We start from the raw sequence: 26118 nt of genomic DNA on the forward strand, positions 1-26118 counted from the left end.
AGGCGCGTCGTCAAATGCCGGCCTCCTTGAGACCGCGTTGCTCCTTTTTCAGATCAGCGATCTCATCGCGCAAGCGCCCCGCCAACTCGAATTTGAGCTCCCGGGCTGCCTCGCGCATTTGGGTCGTTAGGTCGTCGATAAGCGCCTGCACCTCGTCGGCAGCCATGGAGGACACATCCGGCTTGTCGACGATGGCCGTGGGATCCGCGTCCTGCCCCTGCTCATCGGCGTCCTCATAAACCTGGTCCAAGATATCGGCGATCTTTTTGCGTAGCGGCTGCGGGTCGATGCCGTGCTCCTTGTTATAGGCAATCTGCTTCTCACGGCGGCGCTCAGTCTCCTCGATGGCTTCCTGCATTGAGTCCGTAATCTTATCGGCGTACATGATGACCTCACCGGACACATTTCGGGCGGCGCGGCCAATAGTCTGAATAAGCGAGGTGGTGGAGCGCAGAAAACCTTCCTTATCGGCATCCAAGATGGCGACAAGTGAAACTTCAGGAAGGTCGAGGCCCTCACGCAGCAGGTTGATGCCCACGAGGACATCGAATTCCCCCAAGCGCAATTGGCGCAGCAGCTCCACGCGCTGAAGCGTGTCAATATCCGAGTGGAGGTAGCGCACCTTGATACCGTGTTCCAGCAAATAGTCCGTGAGGTCCTCTGCCATGCGTTTGGTCAACGTCGTGACCAGGACGCGCTCCTGCTTCGCGGTGCGGGCGCGGACCTCATCGATGAGATCATCAATCTGGCCCTTGGTGGGCTTGACCGTCACCTTGGGATCTACGAGGCCGGTGGGGCGAATGACCTGTTCCACGAACTCGCCGCCGGAAGCCGTCATTTCGAAATCACCGGGCGTCGCCGACATGTACACCGCTTGTCCCACACGTTCTTCGAACTCATCGAAAGTGAGCGGACGGTTGTCTACGGCAGAAGGCAAACGGAAGCCAAACTCCACGAGGTTGCGCTTGCGGGCCATATCGCCCTCAAACATGCCGCCGATCTGCGGGACGGTCACGTGAGACTCATCGATGATGGTGAGGAAGTCCTCTGGGAAATAGTCCAGGAGTGTCGCCGGCGCGGAGCCGGCGGGACGTCCATCAACGTGGCGCGAATAGTTCTCAATGCCGGAGCAAAAGCCCACCTGCTCGATCATCTCAAGGTCGTATTCGGTACGCATGCGCAGGCGCTGCGCTTCGAGCAACTTGCCGCGGTTCTCCAGCTCCGCGAGGCGCTCCGCGAGCTCCTCCTTGATGTCCTCGATGGCACGGGCCATGCGCTCTGGCCCAGCTACATAGTGCGTTGCGGGGAAGATTCTTACCTCGTCGACCCGCTCCAGCACGTCGCCCGTCAAGGGGTGGATGTAGTAGAGCTCGTCCACGTCATCGCCGAAGAACTCGATGCGCACCGCGCGCTCTTCATAGGCAGGGATAATATCCACGGTATCGCCCTTGACGCGGAAGGTTCCGCGCGTAAAGCCCACGTCATTGCGCTCATACTGAATATCCACGAGCAAGCGGAGGAAGCGATCGCGGTCGATCTCCTCCCCTTCCTCTAGCACAACAGAGCGATCAAGATAGGACTGCGGCGTGCCCAGACCGTAGATACACGACACAGAAGAAACCACAACCACATCACGGCGAGAAAGAAGAGCTGACGTGGCGGAGTGGCGGAGGCGCTCCACGTCCTCATTAATAGAGGAGTCCTTCTCAATGTAGGTGTCCGTCTGCGCGATATAGGCTTCCGGTTGGTAGTAGTCGTAATAGGAGACGAAGTACTCCACCGCGTTGTGTGGGAGAAGCTGGCGCAGCTCATTTGCCAGCTGCGCCGCCAGCGTTTTATTCGGCGCCATCACAAGTGTTGGGCGCTGCTGCTTTTCGATGAGCCAGGCGGCTGTCGCGGATTTACCGGTACCCGTGGCACCCATGAGTACCACGTCGCGCTCGCCGCGACTGAGCCGCTCATCCAGTTCCGCGATGGCGGCGGGCTGGTCGCCAGCGGGCTGGAATTCGGACTCAACACGGAACTCGGCTGAGCGCCGCTCGATTTCGCCAACAGGGCGATGTTCGGAGACGGGCAGGATGGGGTGTTCAGCAGCAAAAGCCATGCTGACCAGTCTAACGCGCACACCACGAAACCTGCTAGGGCCCACTGGCTAGGCAACCTGTCTCACCTGTGTCTGTGAAGGGAGGCCTCACTGCATTTTAGGGCAACGCCGCGCGCGTCCTGCGCAACCACAGTTCAAGCTCACCCGTGGTTTCCCACAACGCATAAATCGGGGAACTGTTGGGCTCCATCGCTGTATTGATTTTCTTGCGCAACCAGGCCCGGGTTTGTGGTGTGCGCAATGCTTTAACGTCATCCGCGCTAATTCCAGCGGGGAGCCTATCTTCAGGCGTGGTGGCCAATGCCCCCAGGGCGATGATTACCCCAGCATCGTCGACATCGATGGGAGAATCCACGCAGCTTTTCTTAAAAGTATCAAGATCGAAGGAGCCATCACGGATTGCCGCGAGCACTTCGCACGCGGCGTGATTATCAAAAGGCCCAACATCCCACGTTCCCATGGAGGTGCAGATTAAGCAGGGAATGTGAACGGGATGCGAGCACAAGGTAAATTTTAGCCGCCATATCCTTTAAAAGTTGGCGCTCTCCTTTAGAATCTGCTGACATGAAGCTTCGTTCTCTTACCAGCGCGTTGACCATTGCCGGACTAGTGCCTGTCGCTATCGTGACCCACTCCCCTGCGGCCCACGCGTCACCGTGTACGGCCTACTCGAGGTCCGGCAGCTTCACGTCGAAACCCGAGACTTCCGGCTCTTCGCTCGGTGGGCTCGACGCCCTACTCGGCAGCTCTTCCCGGTCCAGCAGTTCGGGCAATACTGAGGCACCACAGCGCAGCAACTATAACCAGCGCCAGATCAGCGGCGGGCCAACCCAAATCATGCAGCTCATCACTGGTTCCGGTTCTCCAAACCGCACCGACCGGAAGTTTGATATTTCCGGAACTGACCTCGGCATCGCCTACTCGGATGGCGCGGGCAAATCCTACTATGTCTTCGGCGATTCCATGGATTGCTCAAGCGAGGGCGACGGGTGGCGTTCCAACCTCCTTTTGCGCACGAGCGACCACGACTATGGTGACGGCCTGCGCCTGGAGGAAGCACTAACGAACTCTGGATGGTCGGCTCAAGGCCGGGCTAAGGAGTTCATCCCTTCCCAGAAGGTGGGAGATAAAGACACCAACGGCGAGCGCACCACTATCCCCACGGCCGGCATAGTGGTCGACGGCGTGCACTACATCGACTACATGTCGGTGCGCTCCTGGCACGATCCGAAGACCGGCTGGTCCACCAACTTTGGCGCGACCGTGAAGTCGACTGATGGCGGAGTCACGTGGCGCGCAGTGCCAGAGGCCACCCGAACCAACACTAGCCACGGTGCGAACGCGCCGATTCCCGGCGGCGCCAACTACCGCAAAGGGTTTGAAAAACTTCAACAATCAGCCTTCATCGAGCACGACGAGTACATTTACCGCTTCACCACCGGCAACGGCCGCCGCGGCCCAGCATATTTGTCCCGTGCGTTGAAGTCGGAGTTTCCTAACGAGGAAGCCTTCAGCTACTACTCTGACGGCTCCTGGGTGAAGAATCCGGCGAGCGCCACCGAGGTACTCGACGGCAAGGTATCCGAACTCTCTGTGGCTTACAACCACTACTTGGGCAAATACATCACTATGTACGGGGTGGAGGGCGAAGGCATCGTTATGCGCACGGCCGATAGCCCAGAAGGCCCATGGTCGCCGCGCCGCATGCTGGTGAGTGAAAAGACCACCAAGGTCGTCAGCGGCCAGCCGCTCAATGACACCTATGCTCCCTTCGTTCTGCCGAACCAGGACGATCAGCACCTCTATTACACTCTGACGTCCTGGCATGACTACAACACCATGCTCATGCGCACAGACCTCGACTTCGTGGGCGAAGACATGGAAAACAACGACCACGTTGAAGTCTCTGACGTCGTAGCGACGCGTTAGTTAATTGCGCGTCCCTAGGCGAACCGGGAGCGGAGCTTGTCGACGACCCCGTCAACCTGCGCATCGAGCTCATCGCGAGCGCCGTTGTTATCAATGATGAAATCAGCAGCGGCGCGGCGCACATCGTCCGGGACCTGCGCGGCTATCCGGCGGCGCGCATCCCCCTCATCCAGCCCGCGATACTCCACGAGGCGGCGAACCCGCTCCTCCACATCGACGTCAACGACGATGGTGGCGTCCATATTTTTGTGTAGACCCTTGTCCACGAGGAGCGGCATGTCATACACCACGAAGTCGGCGCCAGCGCGGCGCGCGGAGTTGAAGCGGGCCTGGGTTTCCTCCTGAATACGCGGGTGCGTAATGGAGTTGAGGAGATCGGTCTTCTCCCGGCTGGCGAAAGCGCGGGAAGCCAGCAGCCCACGATCGAGGCTTCCATCGGCTTGAAGGATATCCTCCCCGAAAGCGTCTGCTAACTCAGCGAGCGCCGGTTGCCCCGGTTCAACGATGTCCCGAGCTATCTGATCGGCATCAACTAGCTCCCATCCGTGGTGCAGGAGAAGCTGCGCCACTGTAGATTTTCCGCTGCCGATACCGCCGGTGAGTCCAATGAGCTTCATACCGGCTTAGGATACGCGAAAGGCCACCCCTCCCACAGTGGGAGAAGCGGCCTTTCTCAAAAGCTAGACCATCTCGGGTTCATCGCTGAGTGCGAACCGAGAAAGATCCATTCTTAGTTGCCAGCGAGCTTGTCGCGCAGAGCAGCGAGCTGCTCGTCGGATGCGAGGGAGCCGCCAACCTCTGCCTGAGAATCGGATGCCGGAGCTGCATCCTGAGACTCGGAAGAGTAGTTGGAGTTGGCAGCGGACTCAGCGGCCTCAGCAGCTGCAGCACGGTTGCGCTCGATCTGAGCGGTGTGCAGGTTGAAGCGACGCTCGGACTCGGCGTAGCGAGCCTCCCAAGCCTGACGCTGCTCGTCGTAGCCCTCGAGCCACTCGTTGGTCTCTGGGTCGAAGCCCTCCGGGAACACGTAGTTGCCCTGCTCGTCGTAGGAGTCAGCCATGCCGTACTTGGACGGATCGAACTCGTCAGTGTAGTCCTCGTCGGCCTGCTTAACAGACAGGGAGATACGACGACGCTCGAGGTCGATGTCGATGACCTTGACCATGACTTCCTGGCCAACGTTGACAACCTGGTCCGGAACCTCCACGTGGCGCTGAGCCAGCTCGGAGATGTGGACGAGGCCCTCGATGCCCTCCTCGACGCGAACGAAGGCGCCGAACGGAACGAGCTTGGTGACCTTGCCCGGGACGATCTGGCCCACAGCGTGGGTGCGGGCGAAGACGCGCCACGGATCTTCCTGGGTTGCCTTCAGGGACAGGGACACGCGCTCGCGGTCCAGGTCGACGTCGAGAACCTCGACGGTGACCTCGTCGCCCACGGTGACAACCTCAGACGGGTGGTCGATGTGCTTCCAGGACAGCTCGGAAACGTGAACCAGGCCGTCGACACCGCCGAGATCGACGAAGGCGCCGAAGTTGACGATGGAGGAGACAACGCCCTTGCGGACCTGACCCTTCTGCAGCTGGTGCAGGAACTCGGAGCGGACCTCGGACTGGGTCTGCTCGAGGTATGCGCGGCGGGACAGGACAACGTTGTTACGCTGCTTGTCCAGCTCGATGATCTTGGCCTCGAGCTCCTGGCCGATGTACGGCTCCAGGTCGCGAACGCGGCGCATCTCAACGAGGGAAGCCGGGAGGAAGCCACGGAGGCCGATGTCGAGGATGAGACCACCCTTGACAACCTCGATGACGGTACCGGTAACCGGCTCTTCCTTGGCGTGCAGCTCTTCGACGGCGCCCCAAGCGCGCTCGTACTGTGCGCGCTTCTTGGACAGGATCAGACGGCCTTCCTTGTCCTCCTTGGTGAGAACAAGTGCGTCGATCTCGTCGCCGACCTCGACAACCTCATCCGGGTTGACGTCGTGCTTGATAGAGAGCTCGCGGGACGGGATGACGCCCTCGGTCTTGTAACCGATGTCGAGCAGGACCTCGTCGTGGTCAACCTTGACCACGGTGCCCTCGACGATGTCACCATCGTTGAAGTACTTGATGGTGGCGTCGACGGCTGCGAGGAAGTCCTCTGCGGTTCCGATGTCGTTGATCGCAACCTGAGGGGTGTTAGAAGTTGGCATGTAGTTATGCTCCGAATAAACGTAGGAGATCGTAATTGGACAGTTACGCGTCTCTTGAAAAGCGTCATTAAGCAGCGCAAATACGCAAGGCTTAAGATGGATTTCAATCCCGACTCGCAGCCGTGCCGAGCTCTCCTACAGTAGCCCAGCGCGTCCCGAGTCATAGACACGCCCGTACAACCCTACATCCTCGCAGCTAAAACGGCAAATACAACACGGAAAAGAAATTGGAAAAGTGAGAATGTCTTCTGCAGCCTTTTCTGCTTCCTCAGCCAATCGCAATTTTTGGGATCGTGACGCCGATTCCTACCACGCGGAACACCCCGAATATCTATCCTCTTTCTACTGGTGTCCTGAGATGCTGCACGAGGCGGAAGCGCAGCTACTGGGCGATGTATCCTCCGATACCGTCCTCGAGCTCGGCTGCGGCTCCGCGCCTTGCACGCAGTGGCTGCAAGGACGCGCGCGCTTTGCCACGGGCTTCGATCTCTCGTCTGGAATGCTTTCCCATGCCGAGAGTGGCCTACCGCTCGTTCAGGCTGATGCCCTAGCACTTCCCTATCGTGACGAATCCTTCGACGTCGTCTTCTCCGCCTTTGGCGCCCTTCCCTTCGTGGCCAACCTTGACCAGGCACTGAACGAAGTCCACCGTGTTCTGCACCCTCATGGCCGCTTCGTCTTTTCTGTGCCACACCCCATGCGTTGGGTCTTCCCCGATGATCCACAGGACCTCACTGCGCAGCTGTCTTATTTTGAACGCGCCTACCTAGAGCAGGATGACAGCGGTGAGCTCAGCTATGCCGAGTTCCACCGCACGATGGGCGATTGGGTGCGAGCACTCCAAGTGCGCGGTGCATTTGAAATTCGCAACCTCATCGAACCCGAGTGGCCGAAGGAAAACACACTTACGTGGGGACAATGGTCGCCTGAACGGGGAGCCATTTTCCCCGGCACCGCCATCTTCGTGTGCGAAGCACGGTAGGTCAGACACTACCTCCCCTGGTATCGAATCAATCGGCTGCAGCGAACTAAGCTGACAGCCATGCTTCTAGAACGCCTCGGGATTTTCGTGCGCCGCGCAGTGGCCTGGTGGATTGATGCCTTTCTCGCCGCCGCCATCATCGTGGCACTCAAGTGGCTTATCAACCTCATCGCCGATGAAGTGCTGAGCGGTCGAGCAGGCGCTGTCTATGACATCGTTGCCCTCGCACTCGTCTTCTACGTCTACCGAGTGTGGGTAGAGGCCGCAAAGCAGACTTCCCTGGGTAAGTGGTCGCTAAAGCTAGAAGTCATTGCTGAGCATCCCGGAATCGGCAGCCCAGCCGTTCGCAACGGCTGGCTCCTTCTCACACTTCTCGCGTTGACAGGACTCCCCTTCGTGGAGGCAACCATCCTGGGCATCCTCGGCCTCAGCGTCCTGCTGCTGGGACAAACCCCATTCGACCTCCTTGCCGGATGTTTGGTCGAGCGACGCACGCCCACCGAAGACGAGCGCGCGGTGGGCTTGACCTAAGCCCTAGTGCGCTGCGGCATCCCAGTTTTTGCCCACACCAACGGAGACTTCAAGGGGCACAGTCAACTCGATAGCCTTGTCCATCTCTCGCTCCACGATGCGCTGGACGTCCTCCGCTTCGCCGGGAGCCACCTCCACGACGAGTTCATCGTGAACCTGGAGCAAGACGCGCGAGGCCAAACCTTCAAGCGCCTTGTCCACGCGAATCATGGCCACCTTGATAATGTCTGCTGCAGTTCCCTGAATCGGGGCGTTGAGCGCTGCGCGCTCGGCGTTCTCGCGAGCAACACGATTATCGGAGTTCAGCTCCGGTAGGTAGCGGCGGCGCCCGAAGACCGTGGAGGTGTAGCCGTCCTTTCGAGCTTGCACGACAACTTCGTCGAGGTAGCGCTTTACACCACCAAATCGCTCAAAGTAGCTCTCCATGATCTCCTTGGCTTCCCGTGCGGGGATGCCCAGCTGTTGCGACAAGCCAAATGCGGATAGCCCATAGACCAAGCCATAGGACATGGCCTTGACTCGGCGGCGCAGCTCTGGGGTGACCTCATCGACAGGAACATCGAAGACCTTGGAACCAACGTAGTTATGGAGGTCCTCACCCTCCCGGTAGGCCTCAATAAGCCCAGGGTCGGCAGAGAGGTGCGCCATGACTCGCATCTCAATCTGCGAGTAATCGGCCGTAATCAAGGTTTCGAAGTCTTCACCGACCACGAAGGCCGAGCGGATCTGGCGACCAGCCTCCGTGCGCACCGGGATGTTCTGCAGATTCGGCTCGGTCGAGGATAGGCGGCCGGTTGAAGTCACCGTCTGGTTAAACGTGGTGTGAATGCGGCCATCCGGCTGAATGGTCTTGATGAGCCCCTCCAGCGTCGTCTTCATTTTCTGGTATTCGCGGTGCGCCAGCAGGTGATCCAGGAAGGGGTGCGGATGGGTAACGGCCAGCTGCTCAATTTCCTTAGCTGCGGTCGAATAACCTGTCTTAGTCTTCTTCGTCTTCGGCATATCGAAAGTATCGAAGAGCACCGCCTGCAGCTGCTTCGGGGAATTCAGGTTAAGAGAATCATCACCAGCCAACTCGCGGGCGGCGCGTTCCTGCTCATTGACCTGCTCAATGAAAGCATCACGCTGCGTTTCCAAGACATCGCGGTCAACTGCAATACCAGCGGCCTCCATCTGGGCCAGGATGGTCACGAGCGGCAACTCAAGGTCTGTATACAACTCGAAGGAATCAATCTCTTGGAGTTGACTAGTCAGTTCTGCCGCCAGCTCCATGATGGCGCCGGCCTGTTCTACAAGTTGATTGTCATCCAAGAGGGAAAGCTGCTCCGTGGCCACCCCCAAGGACTTCTGCAGATGGCGCTGGTACACGTCCGTCAACGCATACGTGCGCTGACCTGGGCGCAGGAGGTAGGCCGCCAGGGCTGTGTCATGGGCAATTCCACGTAGTTCAATCCCTCGCCCCGCCAGCATGTGCCAAGTAGCCTTTGCCTCGTGCACATACTTCGGCGCATCTGATGACAACCACGCGGCCAGGGCGGCGTCATCTTCTGCATCCAGGTCCGCCAATTCAATCTGGAGTCCTTCAAAAGCTGAATCGACCAGTGCTAGCGCTGCCGCATCTCCTGCACCTGGGGTTCCGTCACCCTGCACGAATACCGCGACATGCTTTTTACCTTCGAGCCACTTAGCCAGCGGCGTGTCCACCACGGTCACCGATACATCCGGCGTTTCCTCCGCCGCGGCAGCTTCAGCGGCGGCATCGTGCGGGACGGCGTTGAGGACCCGCTCGCGCAGGTTGGTGCCAAATTCCAACTCGTCGAAGCGAGCCGCGACCTCGCTAGCGACCGCTCCCTTGAATTCCAGGTCTGCCGGTCCAACCTCCAGGTCCATGTCCGTCACCATTTGGGTGAGCTTCCGGTTGAGCTTGACCTGTTCAATGCGGTCGCGGAAGTTCTGGCCCGCCACTCCCTTGATTTCCTCGGCATGCTCGATGAGGCCATCGAGGGAACCATACTGGGTAATCCATTTCGTGGCGGTCTTCTCCCCCACTTTCGGAACGGAAGGCAAGTTATCGGAAGGATCTCCGCGCAGGGCTGCGAAATCCGGGTACTGCTCGGGGCTCAGGCCGTACTTCTCCTTCACCGCCTCCGGTGTGAAGCGATGCAGCTTGGACACCCCACGCATGGGATAGAGGACGGTCGTGGAGTCGTCGACAAGCTGCAAATAGTCGCGGTCACCGGTAACCAGGAAAGTCTCATAGTCCGCGCCCGCCTGTGTGGACAACGTGGCCACGATGTCATCGGCCTCGAAATTCTCGCGCGAGAGCGTGGTAATTCCCAACGTTTCCAGCACGTCACGGATGAGCTCAACCTGCCCTCGGAACTCTTCCGGGGCGGCTTCGCGCTGCGCCTTGTAGTCGGGGAACATCTCCGTGCGGAAGGTTTTGCGGCCCACGTCGAAGGCTACAGCGACGAAGTCCGGCTTCTCCTCGGCGAGGATATTCGCCAGCATGGACAGGAAGCCGTATACCGCGTTCGTGTGCTGGCCACCCGAGGTGGAAAAGTTCTCCGCGGGCAGTGCATAAAATGCGCGAAAGGCCATGGAGTGGCCGTCAATGAGCAAGAGTCGGGGCTGAGAAGTAGTCACCCGGCCCATCCTAACGTGTTGCACGGAGCGGCACCGTTGAGGGCCGTAGGCAGGCAATTAGGTTCACATTGGTCGGCTGCGCTACTATCGTTGCTTGTGCGCCCCTGTAGCCCAATTGGCAGAGGCAACGGATTCAAAACCCGTGTAGTGTGAGTTCGAGTCTCACCAGGGGCACAATTCCACCCCGCAACAGACCCTGTTGTGGGGTGTTAGCGTTTTCAACCGAAAGGAATCCGTTACCATGCGTCGCACTATCATCGCTGTGAGCACCGCCGTTGCCCTCACCTTGGGTGGTACCACCGTGGCTACTGCCGCAGATTCGAGTGCCGACAAGGAGGTTTCCTCCAAGGTGGAAGGTTCCTCCTACTACCAGGAGCTGCGTAAGTCTGCGGCGTCCTCGGACGATCCGCAGCTCAACACTTTCTACACCGTGCTTCTCGACGGCCTTGTAGGCCTCGCTGCCTTCGCCATCTTAGGTTCGATCTACGGCGAGGTGGCCAAGCGCTTGCCGATGTAGGCAACGTATAACCTTCTATGGGCTGAATAGTTTGCATAAGCCCTTCGCGGAGTGAGAGAATAAGGAGTCATCTGCCCATTCCTCTCCTTCGGCACGGCATCCCCACCGAGGAGACTGTCAACGTTACTTTCGGTTTATGCACTATATTCTTAACGCCATTTGCGGCGCCCTCATTGGCATGGCCGAGTTGGTCCCCGGTATTTCCGGAGGCACCGTGGCGCTCATCGTAGGCATCTATGAACGCGCTTTGCACAACGCCAATGATCTCATTTCCGGCCGTTTCAAAAAGGTTGAGTGGGGCTTCCTCCTCTCAGTCGCCGCCGGCATGTTCCTTGCCGTCTTCGGTTTTTCCACGCTGCTCCACAACTTTGTGGAAGGACAAGTGTCCTTGTCCCGCGCATTGTTCCTCGGCATGGTCGCCGTGTCCATCATCGTTCCAATAAGCATGATGTCGCGGTTTACGCCCGCGTCCATCGCCGCATTCATCATCGCCACCGTCGCGATCTTCTTCGTTACCGGCTTTACTTCAACTCCTGTCGAAGACCCCAGCCTGATTGTGGTGTTCTTGGCGGCCATGGTGGCCGTCTGCGCGCTCGTTCTCCCCGGCGTATCGGGCTCACTCATCTTGCTGACGATGGGCCTCTACCAGCCTGTCATTGGCGCGGTCTCTGACCGGAACATGACCATCGTGGGCGTCTTCGCCCTCGGCGCGCTGTGCGGCCTTGTCGCGTTCGTCAAGGTTTTGAATTACCTACTCGATACCCACCGCGATCCGACCTTGGCCGCCATGGCCGGCTTTATGCTGGGCTCGCTTCGCGCATTGTGGCCGTGGGGCGCAGACCAGGATGCTTCCACACCGCTTATCCTGCTTATGTTCGCGCTCGGCGGCATCATCGTCGCTATTTTCATCGCCGTGGATAGGCGCAAAGCCGCAAGTTATCAAGAGAGTTAAAGCATGAATAAGAAGAAGGCCATCGTGGGCGCTGTCGGAGCGCTGGCCTCCGTTGCCCTCTCCGGCTGCGTCACCAACGAGGAGCCAGCGCTGCCAGAGGGCTGGTCCGCGCCCAACGTGGACGAAGTGCCCGAGATTGCCGCGATGTATCAGGACGCAGATGGTGTCCTCACCGTCGGCACGAACCCACCGTTCGCGCCTTTCGAGTTCAAGGACTCCGACGGCTCGATCATCGGCTTGGAAATGGACCTAGCCAATGCAGTCGCCCAAGTATTGGGGCTCAAGTTCCAGCCAGTGGAACAAGACTTCTCCATGATCTTGCCGGCGGTTCAGTCGGGACAGATTGATCTCGGCGGTTCCGGGTTCACCGATACCAATGAGCGCCGGGAAAACTTCGATTTCGTCGACATCCTCTACGCCGGCATCCAGTGGGCAGAACTCACCGACGGCCCCCACAAGGTCGATCCATCGAATCCCTGTGGCCTTACCGTCGCGGTGCAGCGCACGACGGTGTCGGAGACCGACGATCTGCGTCCCAAGCAGGAAGCCTGCGATGGTAACTTGACCATCCTGCCCTATGACACAAGCGATAACGCCGCCCTTGCGGTTTTGATGGGCCGCGCGGACGCCCTCTCTGCGGATTCACCAGTCTCCGCATGGGCTGTCAACCGCTCAGATGGACGTATGTCCATGGTCGGCAAGATGTTCGACGCCGCACCCTACGGCTTCGCCGTGCCAAAGGATTCAGACCTCGGCCCTGCCGTGGCGGCGGCACTCCAGCATCTCATCGATACCGGGGCATACGCTGAAATTCTCGATAAATGGGGTGTTGACGACGGACTCGTCGAACACGCAATGATTAACGAAAGGCCGATCAATGACTAACTCCTCTCTCCCGGCAGCGTCGAATTCATCGGCTTCGACTGCCCCAGAAAAGATCGAAGCCCGCCCACTGCGTCACCCCTGGCGCTGGGTATTCGCCACTGTCCTCGCTCTGCTTGCCGTATGGTTCATCATCTCCTCGGCACGCAACGAAGCCTTCGGGTGGGGCACGTATTTCCAGTATCTTTTCGATACTCGGATTGCCACCGCTGCCCTGCACACCATTGCCATTACGATTCTGGCAATGATCATCGGCGTCGTAGGCGGCGCTGCCCTCGCGGTGATGCGCATGTCCCCTAACCCTGTGCTAGGTGGCGTGTCGTGGGTCTTCCTCTGGCTCTTCCGTGGCACCCCAATCTACGTGCAGCTCGTCTTCTGGGGTCTACTTTCAGCCCTCTACCAATCCATCAACCTTGGATTCACAGAGATTTCCCTCACCGAGGTACTCAATAACGCATTCCTCTTGTCCGTCTTAGGCTTAGGCTTGAACGAAGCCGCATACATGGCGGAGATTGTTCGCTCCGGTATCTCTTCTGTTCCGGAGGGCCAGAAGGAAGCCAGCAAGGCCCTGGGAATGGGATGGTGGATGACCATGCGCCGCACTGTGCTCCCGCAGGCCATGCGCATCATCATCCCGCCGACCGGCAACGAGTTTATTTCACTGCTCAAGACTTCTTCACTTGTGGTTGCTATTCCCTACACGGCGGAGATTTTTGGCCGCGCCACGGACATTTCGGCTGCGCTCTTCGAGCCCATCCCCCTGCTTATGGTCGCGGCGACGTGGTATTTGGCCATCACCTCTCTGCTCATGGTGGGCCAGTACTTCTTAGAGCGCCGCTTTGAGCGCGGCGCCACCCGCGAGCTCACCGGCCGCCAGTTGGCCGCGCTGGCGGATGCCGAAGGAACCATTCCCCGCAACGTCTCTGTCATCCCGGAGGTAAAGAACTAATGCCGACACCCATGATTTCCGCACAAAATGTGCACAAGTCCTTCGGCCAACTTGAGGTTCTCAAAGGCATCGATCTCACAGTCATGCCCGGTGAGGTCACGTGCCTTCTGGGGCCCTCCGGTTCTGGTAAGTCCACCTTCCTGCGCTGCTGTAATCACCTGGAGAAGGTCACGGCCGGCCGCCTCTACATCGACGGCGAACTGATTGGTTTCCGCGAGCGCAACGGCGTGCTCTATGAAATCTCCGAGAAGGAAGCCGCCGCCCAGCGCCAAGATATCGGCATGGTTTTTCAGCAATTCAATCTTTTTAGCCACCGCACCGTGCTGGAAAACATCATCGAGGCCCCCATCCAGGTAAAGAAGCAGAACCCGGAGCAGGCAAAGAAAAAGGCCATGGAGCTGCTGGAAAAGGTTGGCCTCGCGCACAAGGCGGACGCCTACCCAGTCCAGCTCTCTGGTGGTCAGCAGCAACGCGTCGCCATTGCTCGCGCGGTTGCGATGGACCCGAAGCTCATGCTTTTCGACGAGCCCACCTCCGCCCTCGACCCCGAGCTCGTCGGTGAGGTGCTCCGCGTGATGAAGGAACTTGCCGCCGATGGCATGACCATGCTCGTTGTCACCCACGAGATGGGCTTTGCCCGGGAGGTCGCCGACACCATCGTTTTCATGGACGGCGGCAGCGTCATCGAAACCGGCACCCCACAGCAGGTCTTGGACAATCCTCAGCACCAGCGCACGAAGGATTTCCTCTCTTCGCTGCTCTAGCGCACTGCACTGCAACCACCGACGCACGCGCGGCACCACCGCCGCAACTGCCCTTGTTGCCAAAGTTTCTCGCCCTCACCTCAAGATCTGGCCAGATCTTTGGCAACAAGGGCAGTTTTCTATTTGAACCCGTCCAAGACAAAACTCCGGCCAGTCCGCAAAGCTAACTGGCCGGAGTTTTTCTGGAAAGGGCTGGCGAAACAATTAACGCCAGCGGTGGGTCCCTATTCGGTGTCCCCTTCCGTTTCCGCAGTCTCAGCGGGCTCTGCGGGCTCCTCGGCAGAGGACGAGGCCATCGGGCTATCCGCAGACTGTGATTGGATGACGTCATCCAGCACCGCATGGATATAAGGCGCGGCCTTGTCATTGGAGTATTCGGAAGCAAGCTCCACGCCTTCAACGAGCGCGGTAGCGTTCGGAACATCCGCGTTGAAGAGGATTTCCCATACCGATACTCGCATGATCGCGCGGTCAACGGCGGGAATGCGTTCGAGCGACCACTCGCTGGAGAGGTAACGAGCAATCGCATCGTCAATGGCGTCCAGCTCTTCAGCTGCTCCGCTGACAATTTCGCGGGTGTAGTCCGCGATCGGCGCCACGCCGTTTTCCGGGTCGCGAGCAAGCTCGACGCGGTCTTCCACGATGGCTACCGGATCAACGTCGCGTGATTCTGCTTCGAAGAGAATATCCGCAGCTCGGCGGCGCGCGCGGTAGCGCGCGGTGTGCCGCTTATAGTTAGGCTCTGGTCGGGTCATCTTAGTTGTTGACGCGGGAGAGGTACTCGCCAGTGCGGGTATCGATCTTGAGGGTGTTACCGGTCTCGATGAACAGCGGCACCTGGATCTCGGCACCGGTCTCGAGTGTCGCCGGCTTGGTGCCGCCGTTGGAGCGGTCACCCTGCAGACCTGGCTCGGTGTGCTCAACTTTCAGGTCAACGGAGATCGGAAGCTCACCGAACAGAGCGTCGCCGTCGTGGAAGGAGACCTGGACACGCATGTTTTCCAAGAGGAACTTGCCGGCGTCGCCGAACTTATCAAACGGCAGCTCGTACTGCTCGTAGGTCTTATCATCCATGACCACGTAGTTCTGGCCATCGTTGTACAGGTAGGTCATGTCGCGGCGGTCAACGTTGGCGGTCTCCACCTTCACACCAGCGTTAAAGGTCTTGTCGGTGACCTTGCCAGAAACCACATCCTTGAGCTTGGTGCGCACGAATGCAGGACCCTTGCCAGGCTTGACGTGCTGGAATTCAACGATCTGCTGCAGCTTGTTGTCGATCTTCAGAACGAGGCCGTTCTTGAAATCAGTGGTATCTGCCATGAAATGACTCTCCCAAATAACTTGTAGTCGAAACTATGAAAACAGTGTCTAAGCATACCGTACGCGGCTGCTGCACGGTACGAAGGGGTGCTGGCTACAGCACCTGAAGTTCCTTCGGATAGGCCGTGATGATCTTTGGTGCCCCTGAGGTAATAAACAGGCTGTCCTCGATCCGCACGCCGCCCTTACCAGGAACGTAGATGCCCGGCTCAATGGTCAGCGTCATCCCTTCGGCGAGCTCGCCCTTGCCGGTTTTCGCTGCGGAGGGCCCTTCGTGCACGTCGAGGCCGATTCCGTGGCCAGTCGAGTGAACGAAGTACTCGCCATAGCCGGCCTCAGTGATGATGTCACGGCAGGCCGCGTCGACGTCGACAAGCTTGGCACCTGGCACCGCTGCCTTCACACCTGCCTCCTGGGCGCGCAGGACAATGTCGTAGATTTCACGGGCAAACTCAGTGACCTCACCGATAGCGAAGGTGCGTGTGCAGTCGGAGTTAAAGCCGCGCAGGTGGGCACCGAAGTCGATCGTAACCAAATCCCCCTTGCGCAACTCGCGGTCATCCGCACCGTGGTGGGGCTTAGCGGAGTTTTCACCGGAAGCCACAATGGTGTCAAAGCTCACGCGCTCCGAGCCGAGCATGCGCATGCGGTATTCCAAATCGGCAGCGACTTGGCGTTCCGTGCGCCCAGCGGCGACCTCCCCAGCCTCTACGAGATCGGTGAGCGCCTGGTTGGCCAAGGCCGCTATCTCTTCGAGCTTCTGCAGCTCAACGTGATCCTTGACCAGGCGAATCTTCTCAATCACGCCGGTGACCGGTACCAGAGTCACGCCCTCCGGCTTTGCTTTCTCCAGACGCTGCAGTTGTGCGACAGTGACATAGTCGGCTTCATAGCCCACCCGCAGATCTTGAGAAACCTGCCCCAGCAAGTGCGGGCCTACATCGCGACCAAGGCTGGCTTCGATGTCCGGAACCTCTTCCGCGATCTGCGTGGTGTAGCGACCGTCCGTTGCCATGAGCGCGGAGAGGTCCTTGCGCAACAGCAGTCCACCATTCGATCCCGAAAAGCCGGTCAAGTAACGCACGTGCGTCAGGTGGGTAACGATAATGGCGTCAATGCGCTGACCAGTCAGCTCAGTCATGAGCTTGCGGCGGCGGTTGCCATAACGAGTATCGGCTAATGCCATGAGAGAACCACTCCAATCAATTCAAGCGATACTCCATGATAGCTAATCTGCCAGGAAGTACCCCAGTGCCGCGACATATCCATAAGAGCCGAGGCCCGCGATAACACCGCGAGCGATGGGGCTCAGGTAAGAGTGCTGCCGAAATGCTTCCCGCGCATGCACGTTGGATAGGTGCACCTCGACGAATCCGGGGCCATCGGCTACCTCCGCCAAGGCATCACGCAGGGCCACCGAGGTATGTGTAAAACCGCCCGGGTTGATGATGACAGGCCAGCCTTCGTCGGCAGCGCGATGCACCTGTTCAATGAGTTCGCCCTCGTGGTTGGATTGGAAGAAGACGATCTCTTCCTCCCCCGCCGCCGCGCGGACGCGAGTCTCTATATCCTCCAAAGTTTCGCTGCCATAGATTTCTGGCTGGCGCTTGCCCAAGCGGTTCAGATTCGGGCCGTTGAGGACGAGAATGGTCATGGCGAACTCCTTAAATTCCTATACGGTCAGCTGCGCGTAGGCTGCGCGCAGCTCCTCATCAGTGGCGTCTTCCAAGCGCGTGGTTTCCCCGATCCCGGTGAGCGCTACAAAGCGGATGTGGCCGCCGCGGTTCTTCTTATCATGGCGCATTGCATCCAGCAGCTCCTCGAAATGGCCCTGCTCATAAGTGGTCGGCAGCCCAATCCTGGTCAAGATGTCGCGGTGCGTGGCCACGAGGTTGGCATCGATAAGCCCGCGCGCGTGGGATAGGTGGGCAATGAACATCATGCCCACCGCTACCGCGCGGCCGTGTCGCCACGAGTAGTTCTCGCGACGCTCCACGGCGTGGCCAAAGGTGTGGCCGTAATTGAGAGTCTCGCGCAGCCCCGATTCCTTCAAGTCCTGACCCACCACGTGTGCCTTGACCGCAATAGAACGCTCGATGAGCTCCGGCAGCAGGCCGTCGGGCTCAAGGCATGCGGCGGGATCCTTCAGGTAGTGCTCAATGATCTGCGGGTCATGGATGAAGCCAGTCTTGATAATCTCTGCAGAACCGGCGACGATTTCCTCGGCTGGCAGTGTGCGCAAATGCTCCACATCAACAAAGACTGAGTCCGGCTCATGGAAAGCCCCAACCAGGTTCTTTCCCGCGGCTGTGTTGATGCCGGTTTTGCCGCCCACGGCGGCATCCACCATGGCGAGCAACGTCGTCGGCGCCTGAATCACCGGGATGCCGCGCATCCACGTCGCCGCAGCAAACCCAGCCAGGTCCGTTACCGCACCGCCGCCTAGGCCAATGACGGCATCGCGGCGGCTAAAACCTGCTTCTCCGAAGATATCCCACAAGCGGGCGAGCACGTCGATCCGTTTGGCGGCTTCGGCATCGGGGACCACAACTGCGGTGGCCTCAATCCCCTGTACGCGAGCCTGTTTAACTAAGTCTTGGGCAGCCTGCGCGAGCGGCGGTTGGTGGATGATTGCCACCTTAGCCGCCCCAATCGCCGCGGCGCGCTCAATCATGGCGGTACTCAGGCCACTGCCAAGAGTGACCTCATAAGGCGATGGTCCATTAACAGCAATGGTGTGCATGGGTGGTGCTCCTTCGGCTGGGGTGGCAGGGTTCGTGAGGCGTCGACACGTAGCGGGTAAAGAAGTTTCGTCGTCTTAGAGGGTTTCGAGGAAGCTCAAGATGTCACCCACCACCTGCTGCGGGGAGCGCACACCAGTGCGCACCTTTAAGTCAGCGACCTCGCTGTAGAGGGGTCGGCGCGTTTCCAAAAGTTGGGTGTAGTGCGCCAGCGGGTCCGCAGACTCCAGCACGGGACGGTTGCTGTCCCCCAGCGTGCGGGTTACGCCTTCTTCGGGGGTGATATCAAGGAATACAACAGTCAGGCCATCGAGCAGGGCGCGTGTAGATTCGGTCAGCACTGCCCCGCCGCCTAGACTCACCACGCCAGTAGTGGCGAGTGCCTCGCGCACCGCTTCGGCTTCGACCTCACGGAATGCTGGTTCACCCAGCTCAGAGAAAATCTCGCCGCAAGCCTTGCCGTAGCGGGCCTCGATGAGGGCATCAGAGTCAACAACCTCGCAGTTCAGCGCGCGCGAGAGGCGTCGGCCAATGGTGGTCTTTCCGGAGCCAGGAGGCCCTACGAGAACGACGTGCGGGGAATTCATGCCTCACCCCAATCCAAGCGGCTAGCCACGTAATCCTGGTAGGCAGCAATGTTTCGCTTGGTCTCGGCTAAGCTATCGCCACCAAATTTCTCCAACACGGCACGCGCAAGGACGAGAGCCACCATGGCTTCGGCCACCACGCCAGCCGCTGGAACTGCACAGACATCAGAACGCTGATGGATGGCAGTGGCTGGCCCACCCGTAGCCATATCAACGGTCTTCAGGGCGCGCGGGACGGTAGAAATCGGCTTCATCGCCGCACGCAAACGCAGCGTCTGGCCATTAGTCATGCCGCCTTCCAGGCCACCAGCCCGGTTACTCTCCCGGTCCACTCCCTCATCGGTGCGCACCATTTCATCGTGGGCCTCGCTTCCGCGACGGCGCGCCTCAGCGAAGCCGTCGCCTACTTCAACGCCCTTGATCGCCTGAATCCCCATCAAGGCGGCGGCGAGCTGCGCGTCGAGACGGTCCTCCCCCGAGGTATGGGAGCCTAAACCAATCGGCAGGCCCTCCACGATGACCTCTACAATGCCGCCGAGGGTATCGCCCTGCTTCTTGGCGGTCTCGATTTCTGAGATCATCGATTCCTCTGCGGCCTTATCGCAGGCACGAACCGGAGAGGCGTCGATGGCCTCAAGGTCCGCAAAGCTAGGGTGCGGGCCCTCATAAGGTTCTGAGGCACCAATGGAGATGACGTGGGACAGCACCTCGACTCCCAGGGTTTCGCGAAGGAAGTTGCGGGCAACGGTGGCCGCGGCGACGCGGGCAGCGGTCTCGCGTGCGGAGGAACGCTCCAGAATGGGACGGGCCTCCGCGTGATCAAACTTCACCATGCCGGCGAAATCGGCGTGCCCAGGGCGTGGACGAGTGAGCGGAGCACCGCGACCGGAAGCCATCGCCTTAGCAGTCTCCGGGTCATCGAGATCTAGCGCATCCGGGGACATGATGGTGGTCCACTTTGGCCACTCCGTGTTGCCAATCATGATAGCGATGGGGCTACCCAGGGTAAGGCCGTGGCGAATGCCACTGAGCAGAGTGAGATCATCAGCTTCAAACTTCATGCGGGCGCCGCGGCCGTAGCCGAGGCGGCGGCGAGAGAGCTGGAGAGCAATATCGTCTTGGGAAACGGGAACCCCGGCCGGCATGTGCTCAATGAGTGCAACGAGTGCCTGGCCGTGAGATTCACCTGCGGTAGTCCAACGAAGCATGCGGACTATTATCACACGCCAAGGGTTCCTTCGGGGCCACTAGGCCTGCTATCACACCATGTCGGGGCTAAATAACACAACAAGTCCTGCGGCAATCAACATCCCGGGTCCATGCGCGGGTGTCCTATCCCTGGTTATATAGCCCCAGAGCACCGTGCTCAGCGACGCCCCCATCATCGCCAGCGCAACCCCCGGTACGCCCGCCACGTGTGCGGTCACCATTCCCAGCGGCAGCGCCAGTTTGAGGTCTCCCCCGCCGATGCTTCCGGCGCGGCTTAGCAACGCCGCCACCACGTAGATACCCGGCCACAGCAGCCCGGCCACGCTGAACCAGCACAGCGATAAGGCTGCGGCAGGCAGAGTCAGATAGTTAGGCAGGCGTTTGAAACGCAGGTCATAAATAATTAAAGCGCACCCCCACGCCAAGAAAAGCAGTTCCCCCATGGTCCCGCAGCCTACCGCGTGGGCGGACAAGACGCACGCACCAAGCTGTGGGGACTTGCTTAGGGCAGCTTGAGCGCCTTGTTGAGCGCCGCCAGCATCTCTGCCCGCGGGGCAGTATGCCCGGTAAACTGCTCAAATTGCGAATAAGCCTGATTAGCCAGCATGATGTGCCCGCCGACGGCCCGGTAGCCATCAGCGGCCGCATGCACAGTGAGCGGAGTAGGCCACGGATCATAAATAACGTCAAAAACCGGAGCCTTGGCCAGCTGCGTCAGGTATCCCTCCAACGCAGCAGAGGGCACGGTGGAGACAAGGAGATCTACTGCTCTCGCAAGGCCTGCTAGATCATCCTCGAAGGTTGCCGCATGGAGTGTGAGACCGAGGGCGTCAGCGAGCGGACGCAGCTCAGCTAAACGGTCGGAGCGATTCAACACGGTAACGTCCTTCACTCCGCGCTGAGCCAGCCCCCACAGGACCGGCCGCGCGGTTCCGCCGGCGCCGATGAGCAGCGCCGAAGACGGCTGGGAAGAGCCCAAAAGCTCATCGAGCGCGCCCAGCACGCCTTCGGTATCCGTGTTATCCGCGCGCCACCCTTCCGGGGTGCGTACCAAGGTGTTCGCGGAGCCAATGAGCTCAGCTCGCTCGCTGACGATATCGGCACAAGCAAGGGCATCAAATTTGAGCGGCATGGTGACGGAGAAACCGCAGTACTCCTCGCCTACTTCGGCGAGGAAGGCCGGCAAGTCCGTCACCTCATGCTTGGTATAGTCCCACTCCTTCAGGCTCAGGGCCTCATACCCAGCGTTATGCAGGACTGGTGAGAGCGAGTGGGCAATGGGGCTGCCCACGACTGCGGCGCGCGGCATTGGTTTACTGCTCCTCGGCTGGCGGCGCACCTTCGGCCTCGCGCTGGCTGTCCAGGATGCCAGAGCGCACCGCATCATCGACGTTGGCAAGGTGCTCATCGTAGTTATCGGTAAACACGGTGGTGCCCTTGTCATCGACGGTGACGAAGAAGAGCCAGTTTCCTTCCGCCGGGTTCTCCATGGCCTGGATAGCTTCCTCCGAAGGCGAGGCAATCGGCGAATCAGGCAGACCGTCCTTGGCGTAGGTATTCCATGGCGTCTCGCGGTGGCGGTCCTCATCGGTGGTGGCCAGCTCCACGTCCTCGAGGCCATAGTTCACGGTGGAGTCCAACTCGAGGCGCATCGGTTCATCGAGGCGGTTGAGGATCACTCGAGCAACCTTGTCGAATTCACCGGCCGGGGACTCGCGTTCCACCAATGAAGCGGCAGTTAGAAGCTCATAGGGCTTCAGACCAATTGCTTGGGCGCGGTCAACGATGTTGGTGTCGTTGTACTTCTTCGTAGAGCGGGTGATCAGGTCCGTCAGAATCTCCTGGGCATCCATGTTCGGATCCAGCACGTACTGGCCCGGGGCAATCAGCCCCTCAAGGCGCTTCGGGTCCTCGCCTCGTGCGCGAATCTCTTCCAGGGCCCACTCCGGTGCGCCCAGCTCAGCTGGGTCCACGGTGGCCGCAATCTTCTCGAGCTCTTCAGCGGAGACGCAGCCGCCTTCCTTGCACGAGACCTGGGAAATCAAGGAGTAAATGCCGTAGCGAACATCACCGCCAAGCACGTTGACGTCGAGCAGCGTGGCACCGCCTTGGACGTCGAGGAGGTCCACCATATTGGCTTCATCGAGCAGCGCTTCGACAGCGGCCTTCGCGCTCATCTCCTCCTGGAGACGGTAAAAGCCGGGTTTGATTTGGCTTGCGCGTGGGTTGGAGTTGGCTGCTGAGGAGAAAGCTTCGGATGTCTTCACCACGTTCTTTTCTGCCAGCTCGGGTGCTAATTCACCCATGGACGAGCCTTCTGGGACCTGAACAAGCTGTGTGACACCGTTGCCTTGCCCCTCGTAGTCCAAGGTACTGCCCCCTCCCAGAAGGCGGAAGCCGATGTAGCCGAGTCCGCCAATGATAAGGACCAAGCTTGCGATGAGCACGGCCATGCCGCGCTGACGGCGCTTGACATATTGAGGTTCCATCGAGCGTCCGATGCGTGAAGGTTTACGGCTCACGTACTTCGTCTCCTACGTTTGAAGGGCTGTGGCCGTGCAACGCGAAATGGCGCGCATCCAGCCAGGACTGCAAAATTTCCACCGCGGCAGCTTGGTCAATGACCGAGCGACCACGCTTCTCTGACACGCCAGAGGCCCGCAAAGCAGAGGTTGCCACCACCGTAGTGAGGCGCTCATCCACCATGCGTACGGGCGGAGGTTCCTTCATCCTGTCATCTTTTGCCAAGCGGCGGCGGATACGAAACGCGATTTCCTTGGCATGTTTAACACTTGATGAGCCGTTGCCTTTGAGATCACGCGGCAGGCCAACGGCCACCTCGACGGCGTCATACTCATGGATCAGCTCGAGCAAACGGTCAATATCGCCCTTGTCGCGGTCCTTAAACCCGGTCTCACGCCGGACGGTTTCGACCGGCATGGCCAAGCGCGCGTCTCGGTCAGATACCGCCACGCCGATGCGGACGGTACCGACGTCGAGGCCCAAACGGCGCCCCGGGCCGGGATCGTCGACGCCTGGTTTGTCAGGCTCTACGGCCATCGTGCTCCTCCTGATTCTGCGACTCAGCTATTTGCATGCACCTTACTAGTGCTGACCGAGCTCGTCGCGTACAGCATTGAAGGCCGCCTGCAGGCCGCCCGCGTTCGCGCCCGAGCCCTGGGCCATGTCCGGCTTTCCGCCGCCCTTGCCGTCGACATAGCCAGAAATAACCTTGACCAAGTCACCAGCCCTGACACCGCGCTCGACTGCAGGCTTAGTGACGCCAACGATGAACGGGAGCTTGCCGCCCTCGTTCTCCGATGCCAGGACAACCACACCGGCGGCATCACCGAGACGGTTCTTGATATCAGAAGCCAGTGTGCGCAAGTCTCCACCGTTGACCCCCTTAGGCAGCTTGACAGCCACGAGGGTGAAATCGTTGACGGTCTTCGCAGTAGAGATCATCTCCGCGGTCTGGGACATGAGCTGGGCCTTGTGAAGCTCGGCGATTTGCTTCTCTGCGGCCTTGAGCTTCTCCGTCAGCTGCGCGATGCGCTCCGGCAGGTCCTCAGTCTGGACCTTGAGCTCACGAGAGACCCCCTCGACGAGGGCGGTCTCCTTCGAGTAGTAGCGGAATGCATCCAGGCCCGAATAAGCCTCGATGCGGCGCGCGCCCGAACCCACGGAGGATTCGCCGAGGACAGATACCGGGCCGATCTCTGCAGTGTTCTTCACGTGCGTACCACCGCAGAGCTCGATGGAGAAGGGGCCGCCCATCTCCACGACGCGGACCTCAGAACCGTAGTTCTCACCAAAGAGGGCCATCGCCCCCATCTCCTTGGCCTTCTCCAAGGAGGTCTCGATGGTATTGACCGGGAAGTGCTGGTCCACCGCCTGGTTGGTCACCAAAGCGATCTCATCGAGCTGCTCCTGCGTGAGCTGGTCGGTGTAGTTGAAATCAAAGCGCAGGTAGCCCGGACGGTTCAAGGAACCAGCCTGGACTGCGGTCGGGCCCAGCACCTGGCGCAGCGCGGCGTGGATAAGGTGCGTTGCGGAGTGCGCCTGCACGGCGCCGTGGCGCCACTGCTGGTCAACTGCGGCGGTCACGCCATTGCCCAGCTCAAGGCCACCGGCGGTCACCGTGGCCTTGTGAACCCACAACTTCTTGCCAATCTTCTGAACATCCTTGACCTCCAGCAGGGTCTCGCCCGCGATAATGCGGCCGCGGTCGGCGGTCTGGCCACCGGCTTCGGCGTAGAGCGGCGACTGGTCCAAGATAACCTCGACCGTGTCCCCTGCCTGGACCTCGGAGACCTTCTCGCCATCGCGCACAAGACCGATGACCTTGGCGTCCGACTCCAAGGTCTCGTAGCCCGTGAACAGCGTCGGGTGGTTATCCACCCAGTCACGGTACAGAGACAGATCAGCATGACCATGCTTCTTGGCTTGGTTATCAGCCTTGGCGCGGCGGCGCTGCTCGCCCATGGCGGCGTCGAAGCCTTCCATGTCTACGGTCAAACCGGCTTCCTGCGCCATTTCCAGGGTCAAGTCGATGGGGAAACCATAGGTATCGTGCAGCTCGAAGGCCTTTTCACCGGACAGGACTTTCGGGGTAGCTGCGCGGGAGGTGCTCTTCAGCTCGATCACTGCTTCGTCGAAAAGCTTGGTACCCGACTCCAAGGTCTTGAGGAAGGCCTTCTCCTCTGCCACGGCAACGCGCAGAATACGCTCGCGGTTTTCTGCGATCTCCGGGTAGGACGGCGTCATGGTGTCCATGATGGTGTTCATGAAGCGCTCCATGGTCTCGCCTTTCGCGCCCAACAACTTGGCGGAGCGAATGATGCGACGAAGCAGGCGACGCAGGATGTAGCCGCGGCCCTCGTTACCGGGGGTAACGCCATCCAAGATGAGCATCATGCCGGTACGCGAGTGGTCCGCCACCACGCGGAAACGGATCAGGTCTTCTTTCGGCGCATCCGGAACGTACTTCGCACCGGTGAGCTCTTCGGCTACGTCGATGACTGGGCGCAGCAGGTCCGTTTCGTACACATTGTCCACGTCCTGCAAGATGCAGGCGACGCGCTCGATGCCCATGCCGGTATCGATGTTCTTCTTGGGCAGCTCGCCCACGATCTCAAAGTTGCCCTTGCCAATGCCTTCGCCGCGCTCGTTCTGCATGAAGACCAGGTTCCAGATCTCCATGTAGCGATTATCGTCCGCGACGGGACCACCGTCCTGGCCATATTCCGGGCCACGGTCATAGTAGATCTCGGAGCACGGTCCGCACGGGCCAGGAATGCCCATGGACCAGTAATTATCCTCCATGCCGAGGCGCTGAATGCGCTCGCGGGGAACACCGATTTTGTTGTGCCAGATATCGGCTGCTTCATCGTCATCGAGGTAGACCGTGACCCACAAACGCTCGGGGTCAAGCCCCAAGCCACCATCCTCTACCGAGTTCGTCAATAGGTTCCAGGCGTGGGTAATGGCCCCCTCCTTGAAGTACTGGCCAAAGGAGAAGTTGCCTGCCATCTGGAAGAAGGTGTTGTGGCGGGTGGTAATGCCTACTTCCTCGATATCCAGGGTGCGCACGCACTTCTGGATAGAGGTCGCCGTACCGTTAGCAAAAGGCGGGTTCTGCTGGCCCAAGAAGTAGGGCTTGAAGGGAACCATGCCGGCGTTGACGAAGAGCAGGTTCGGGTCATCCAGGATCAGCGATGCGCTGGGCACGGCCTCGTGGCCGGCCTTGACGAAGTGCTGGGTAAAACGTTCCCGGATCTCATGAGTCTTCACGAGCAAAAGTCCTTCACTGTT

Annotated in this window: 25 protein-coding genes and 1 tRNA gene; 9 read left to right on the forward strand and 17 right to left on the reverse strand. The window is 59.8% G+C overall.

Translation table 11 applies throughout. The features are described from left to right. Positions 1-10 precede the first annotated feature (10 nt). Positions 11-2104: an excinuclease ABC subunit UvrB gene (gene uvrB / locus HMPREF2996_RS09600; RefSeq protein WP_070731206.1), complete on the reverse strand. Its 2094-nt coding sequence runs from the start codon at positions 2102-2104 to the stop codon at positions 11-13. A 97-nt stretch (positions 2105-2201) separates the two neighbouring features. Then, positions 2202-2564: a DUF4259 domain-containing protein gene (locus HMPREF2996_RS09605; protein WP_210398921.1), complete on the reverse strand. Its 363-nt coding sequence runs from the start codon at positions 2562-2564 to the stop codon at positions 2202-2204. A 104-nt stretch (positions 2565-2668) separates the two neighbouring features. On the opposite strand from HMPREF2996_RS09605, the gene HMPREF2996_RS09610 reads away from it, so the two are divergent. Next, complete coding sequence (locus tag HMPREF2996_RS09610) at positions 2669-4033, forward strand: DUF4185 domain-containing protein (RefSeq protein WP_070711269.1); 1365 nt, start codon at positions 2669-2671, stop codon at positions 4031-4033. 14 nt (positions 4034-4047) lie between these two features. Here the strand turns inward: HMPREF2996_RS09610 and coaE are convergent, their stop codons facing one another. Together coaE and rpsA are read right to left on the reverse strand one after the other, a co-directional pair. Further along, on the reverse strand, positions 4048-4650 hold the full coding sequence (gene coaE, locus HMPREF2996_RS09615; RefSeq protein ID WP_070731211.1) for a dephospho-CoA kinase: 603 nt from the start codon (positions 4648-4650) through the stop codon (positions 4048-4050). 113 nt (positions 4651-4763) lie between these two features. Beyond that, entirely contained in the window at positions 4764-6224 is a 1461-nt protein-coding gene (rpsA, locus tag HMPREF2996_RS09620; protein WP_010190105.1) for a 30S ribosomal protein S1, read from the reverse strand. A 241-nt stretch (positions 6225-6465) separates the two neighbouring features. On the opposite strand from rpsA, the gene HMPREF2996_RS09625 reads away from it, so the two are divergent. Together HMPREF2996_RS09625 and HMPREF2996_RS09630 are read left to right on the forward strand one after the other, a co-directional pair. Next, positions 6466-7206 (forward strand): class I SAM-dependent DNA methyltransferase, encoded by a 741-nt coding sequence (locus HMPREF2996_RS09625; RefSeq protein WP_070446878.1) that lies wholly within the window; start codon positions 6466-6468, stop codon positions 7204-7206. A 60-nt stretch (positions 7207-7266) separates the two neighbouring features. Further along, positions 7267-7737: an RDD family protein gene (locus HMPREF2996_RS09630; RefSeq protein WP_070446875.1), complete on the forward strand. Its 471-nt coding sequence runs from the start codon at positions 7267-7269 to the stop codon at positions 7735-7737. 3 nt (positions 7738-7740) lie between these two features. On the opposite strand, the gene polA is transcribed toward HMPREF2996_RS09630, so the two are convergent. After that, positions 7741-10392, reverse strand: a complete 2652-nt coding sequence (polA, locus tag HMPREF2996_RS09635) for a DNA polymerase I (protein WP_070731214.1) — start codon at positions 10390-10392, stop codon at positions 7741-7743. A 91-nt stretch (positions 10393-10483) separates the two neighbouring features. Between polA and HMPREF2996_RS09640 the strand changes: the two genes are divergently transcribed. The 6 genes from HMPREF2996_RS09640 to HMPREF2996_RS09665 all read left to right on the forward strand — a co-directional run bounded on the left by HMPREF2996_RS09640 (position 10484) and on the right by HMPREF2996_RS09665 (position 14447). Further along, a tRNA-Leu gene (locus HMPREF2996_RS09640) sits at positions 10484-10557 on the forward strand. A gap of 67 nt (positions 10558-10624) precedes the next feature. Then, a complete protein-coding gene (locus HMPREF2996_RS09645; RefSeq protein ID WP_070446871.1) occupies positions 10625-10900 on the forward strand; it encodes a hypothetical protein in 276 nt (91 codons plus the stop codon). Between the two features lie 136 nt (positions 10901-11036). Further along, positions 11037-11852 carry a DUF368 domain-containing protein gene (locus HMPREF2996_RS09650; protein WP_070446869.1) on the forward strand — a complete coding sequence of 272 codons (816 nt, stop codon included), beginning with the start codon at positions 11037-11039 and terminating at the stop codon, positions 11850-11852. A gap of 3 nt (positions 11853-11855) precedes the next feature. Next, entirely contained in the window at positions 11856-12737 is an 882-nt protein-coding gene (locus HMPREF2996_RS09655; RefSeq protein ID WP_070731215.1) for an ABC transporter substrate-binding protein, read from the forward strand. Beyond that, positions 12730-13683 (forward strand): amino acid ABC transporter permease, encoded by a 954-nt coding sequence (locus HMPREF2996_RS09660; protein ID WP_070446865.1) that lies wholly within the window; start codon positions 12730-12732, stop codon positions 13681-13683. The genes HMPREF2996_RS09655 and HMPREF2996_RS09660 overlap by 8 nt, the downstream gene beginning before the upstream one ends. Further along, positions 13683-14447, forward strand: coding sequence for an amino acid ABC transporter ATP-binding protein (locus HMPREF2996_RS09665; protein ID WP_070446863.1), 765 nt, complete (start codon positions 13683-13685; stop codon positions 14445-14447). The genes HMPREF2996_RS09660 and HMPREF2996_RS09665 overlap by 1 nt, the downstream gene beginning before the upstream one ends. A gap of 224 nt (positions 14448-14671) precedes the next feature. Here HMPREF2996_RS09665 and nusB read toward each other — a convergent pair whose 3' ends face one another. The 12 genes from nusB to alaS form a co-directional block, all read right to left on the reverse strand. Next, entirely contained in the window at positions 14672-15202 is a 531-nt protein-coding gene (nusB, locus tag HMPREF2996_RS09670) for a transcription antitermination factor NusB (RefSeq protein ID WP_070644861.1), read from the reverse strand. Position 15203: 1 nt separating this feature from the next. After that, positions 15204-15767, reverse strand: a complete 564-nt coding sequence (efp, locus tag HMPREF2996_RS09675) for an elongation factor P (RefSeq protein ID WP_070446858.1) — start codon at positions 15765-15767, stop codon at positions 15204-15206. A gap of 94 nt (positions 15768-15861) precedes the next feature. Next, positions 15862-16953, reverse strand: coding sequence for a M24 family metallopeptidase (locus HMPREF2996_RS09680; RefSeq protein ID WP_070446856.1), 1092 nt, complete (start codon positions 16951-16953; stop codon positions 15862-15864). A gap of 42 nt (positions 16954-16995) precedes the next feature. After that, positions 16996-17421: a type II 3-dehydroquinate dehydratase gene (gene aroQ / locus HMPREF2996_RS09685; RefSeq protein WP_070446855.1), complete on the reverse strand. Its 426-nt coding sequence runs from the start codon at positions 17419-17421 to the stop codon at positions 16996-16998. An 18-nt stretch (positions 17422-17439) separates the two neighbouring features. Next, positions 17440-18510, reverse strand: a complete 1071-nt coding sequence (gene aroB, locus HMPREF2996_RS09690) for a 3-dehydroquinate synthase (protein ID WP_070644863.1) — start codon at positions 18508-18510, stop codon at positions 17440-17442. Between the two features lie 75 nt (positions 18511-18585). Next, positions 18586-19095: a shikimate kinase gene (locus HMPREF2996_RS09695; RefSeq protein ID WP_070446851.1), complete on the reverse strand. Its 510-nt coding sequence runs from the start codon at positions 19093-19095 to the stop codon at positions 18586-18588. Beyond that, positions 19092-20303, reverse strand: coding sequence for a chorismate synthase (aroC, locus tag HMPREF2996_RS09700; protein ID WP_070644865.1), 1212 nt, complete (start codon positions 20301-20303; stop codon positions 19092-19094). Before aroC ends, HMPREF2996_RS09695 begins: the two co-directional genes overlap by 4 nt. Positions 20304-20354: 51 nt before the next feature. Further along, complete coding sequence (locus HMPREF2996_RS09705; protein ID WP_070644867.1) at positions 20355-20747, reverse strand: prepilin peptidase; 393 nt, start codon at positions 20745-20747, stop codon at positions 20355-20357. A gap of 59 nt (positions 20748-20806) precedes the next feature. Next, positions 20807-21613: a shikimate dehydrogenase gene (locus tag HMPREF2996_RS09710; protein WP_070711275.1), complete on the reverse strand. Its 807-nt coding sequence runs from the start codon at positions 21611-21613 to the stop codon at positions 20807-20809. Between the two features lie 4 nt (positions 21614-21617). Continuing rightward, the gene (mltG, locus tag HMPREF2996_RS09715; protein ID WP_070644989.1) at positions 21618-22793 is read right to left on the reverse strand and encodes an endolytic transglycosylase MltG; all 1176 of its coding nucleotides are present in this window, start codon (positions 22791-22793) and stop codon (positions 21618-21620) included. A gap of 22 nt (positions 22794-22815) precedes the next feature. After that, entirely contained in the window at positions 22816-23364 is a 549-nt protein-coding gene (gene ruvX, locus HMPREF2996_RS09720) for a Holliday junction resolvase RuvX (RefSeq protein ID WP_070446844.1), read from the reverse strand. A gap of 45 nt (positions 23365-23409) precedes the next feature. Further along, positions 23410-26097, reverse strand: a complete 2688-nt coding sequence (gene alaS / locus HMPREF2996_RS09725) for an alanine--tRNA ligase (protein ID WP_070731217.1) — start codon at positions 26095-26097, stop codon at positions 23410-23412. Positions 26098-26118: the final 21 nt, after the last annotated feature.

Source organism: Corynebacterium sp. HMSC066C02, assembly GCF_001814945.1.
Lineage (GTDB): Bacteria > Actinomycetota > Actinomycetes > Mycobacteriales > Mycobacteriaceae > Corynebacterium > Corynebacterium aurimucosum.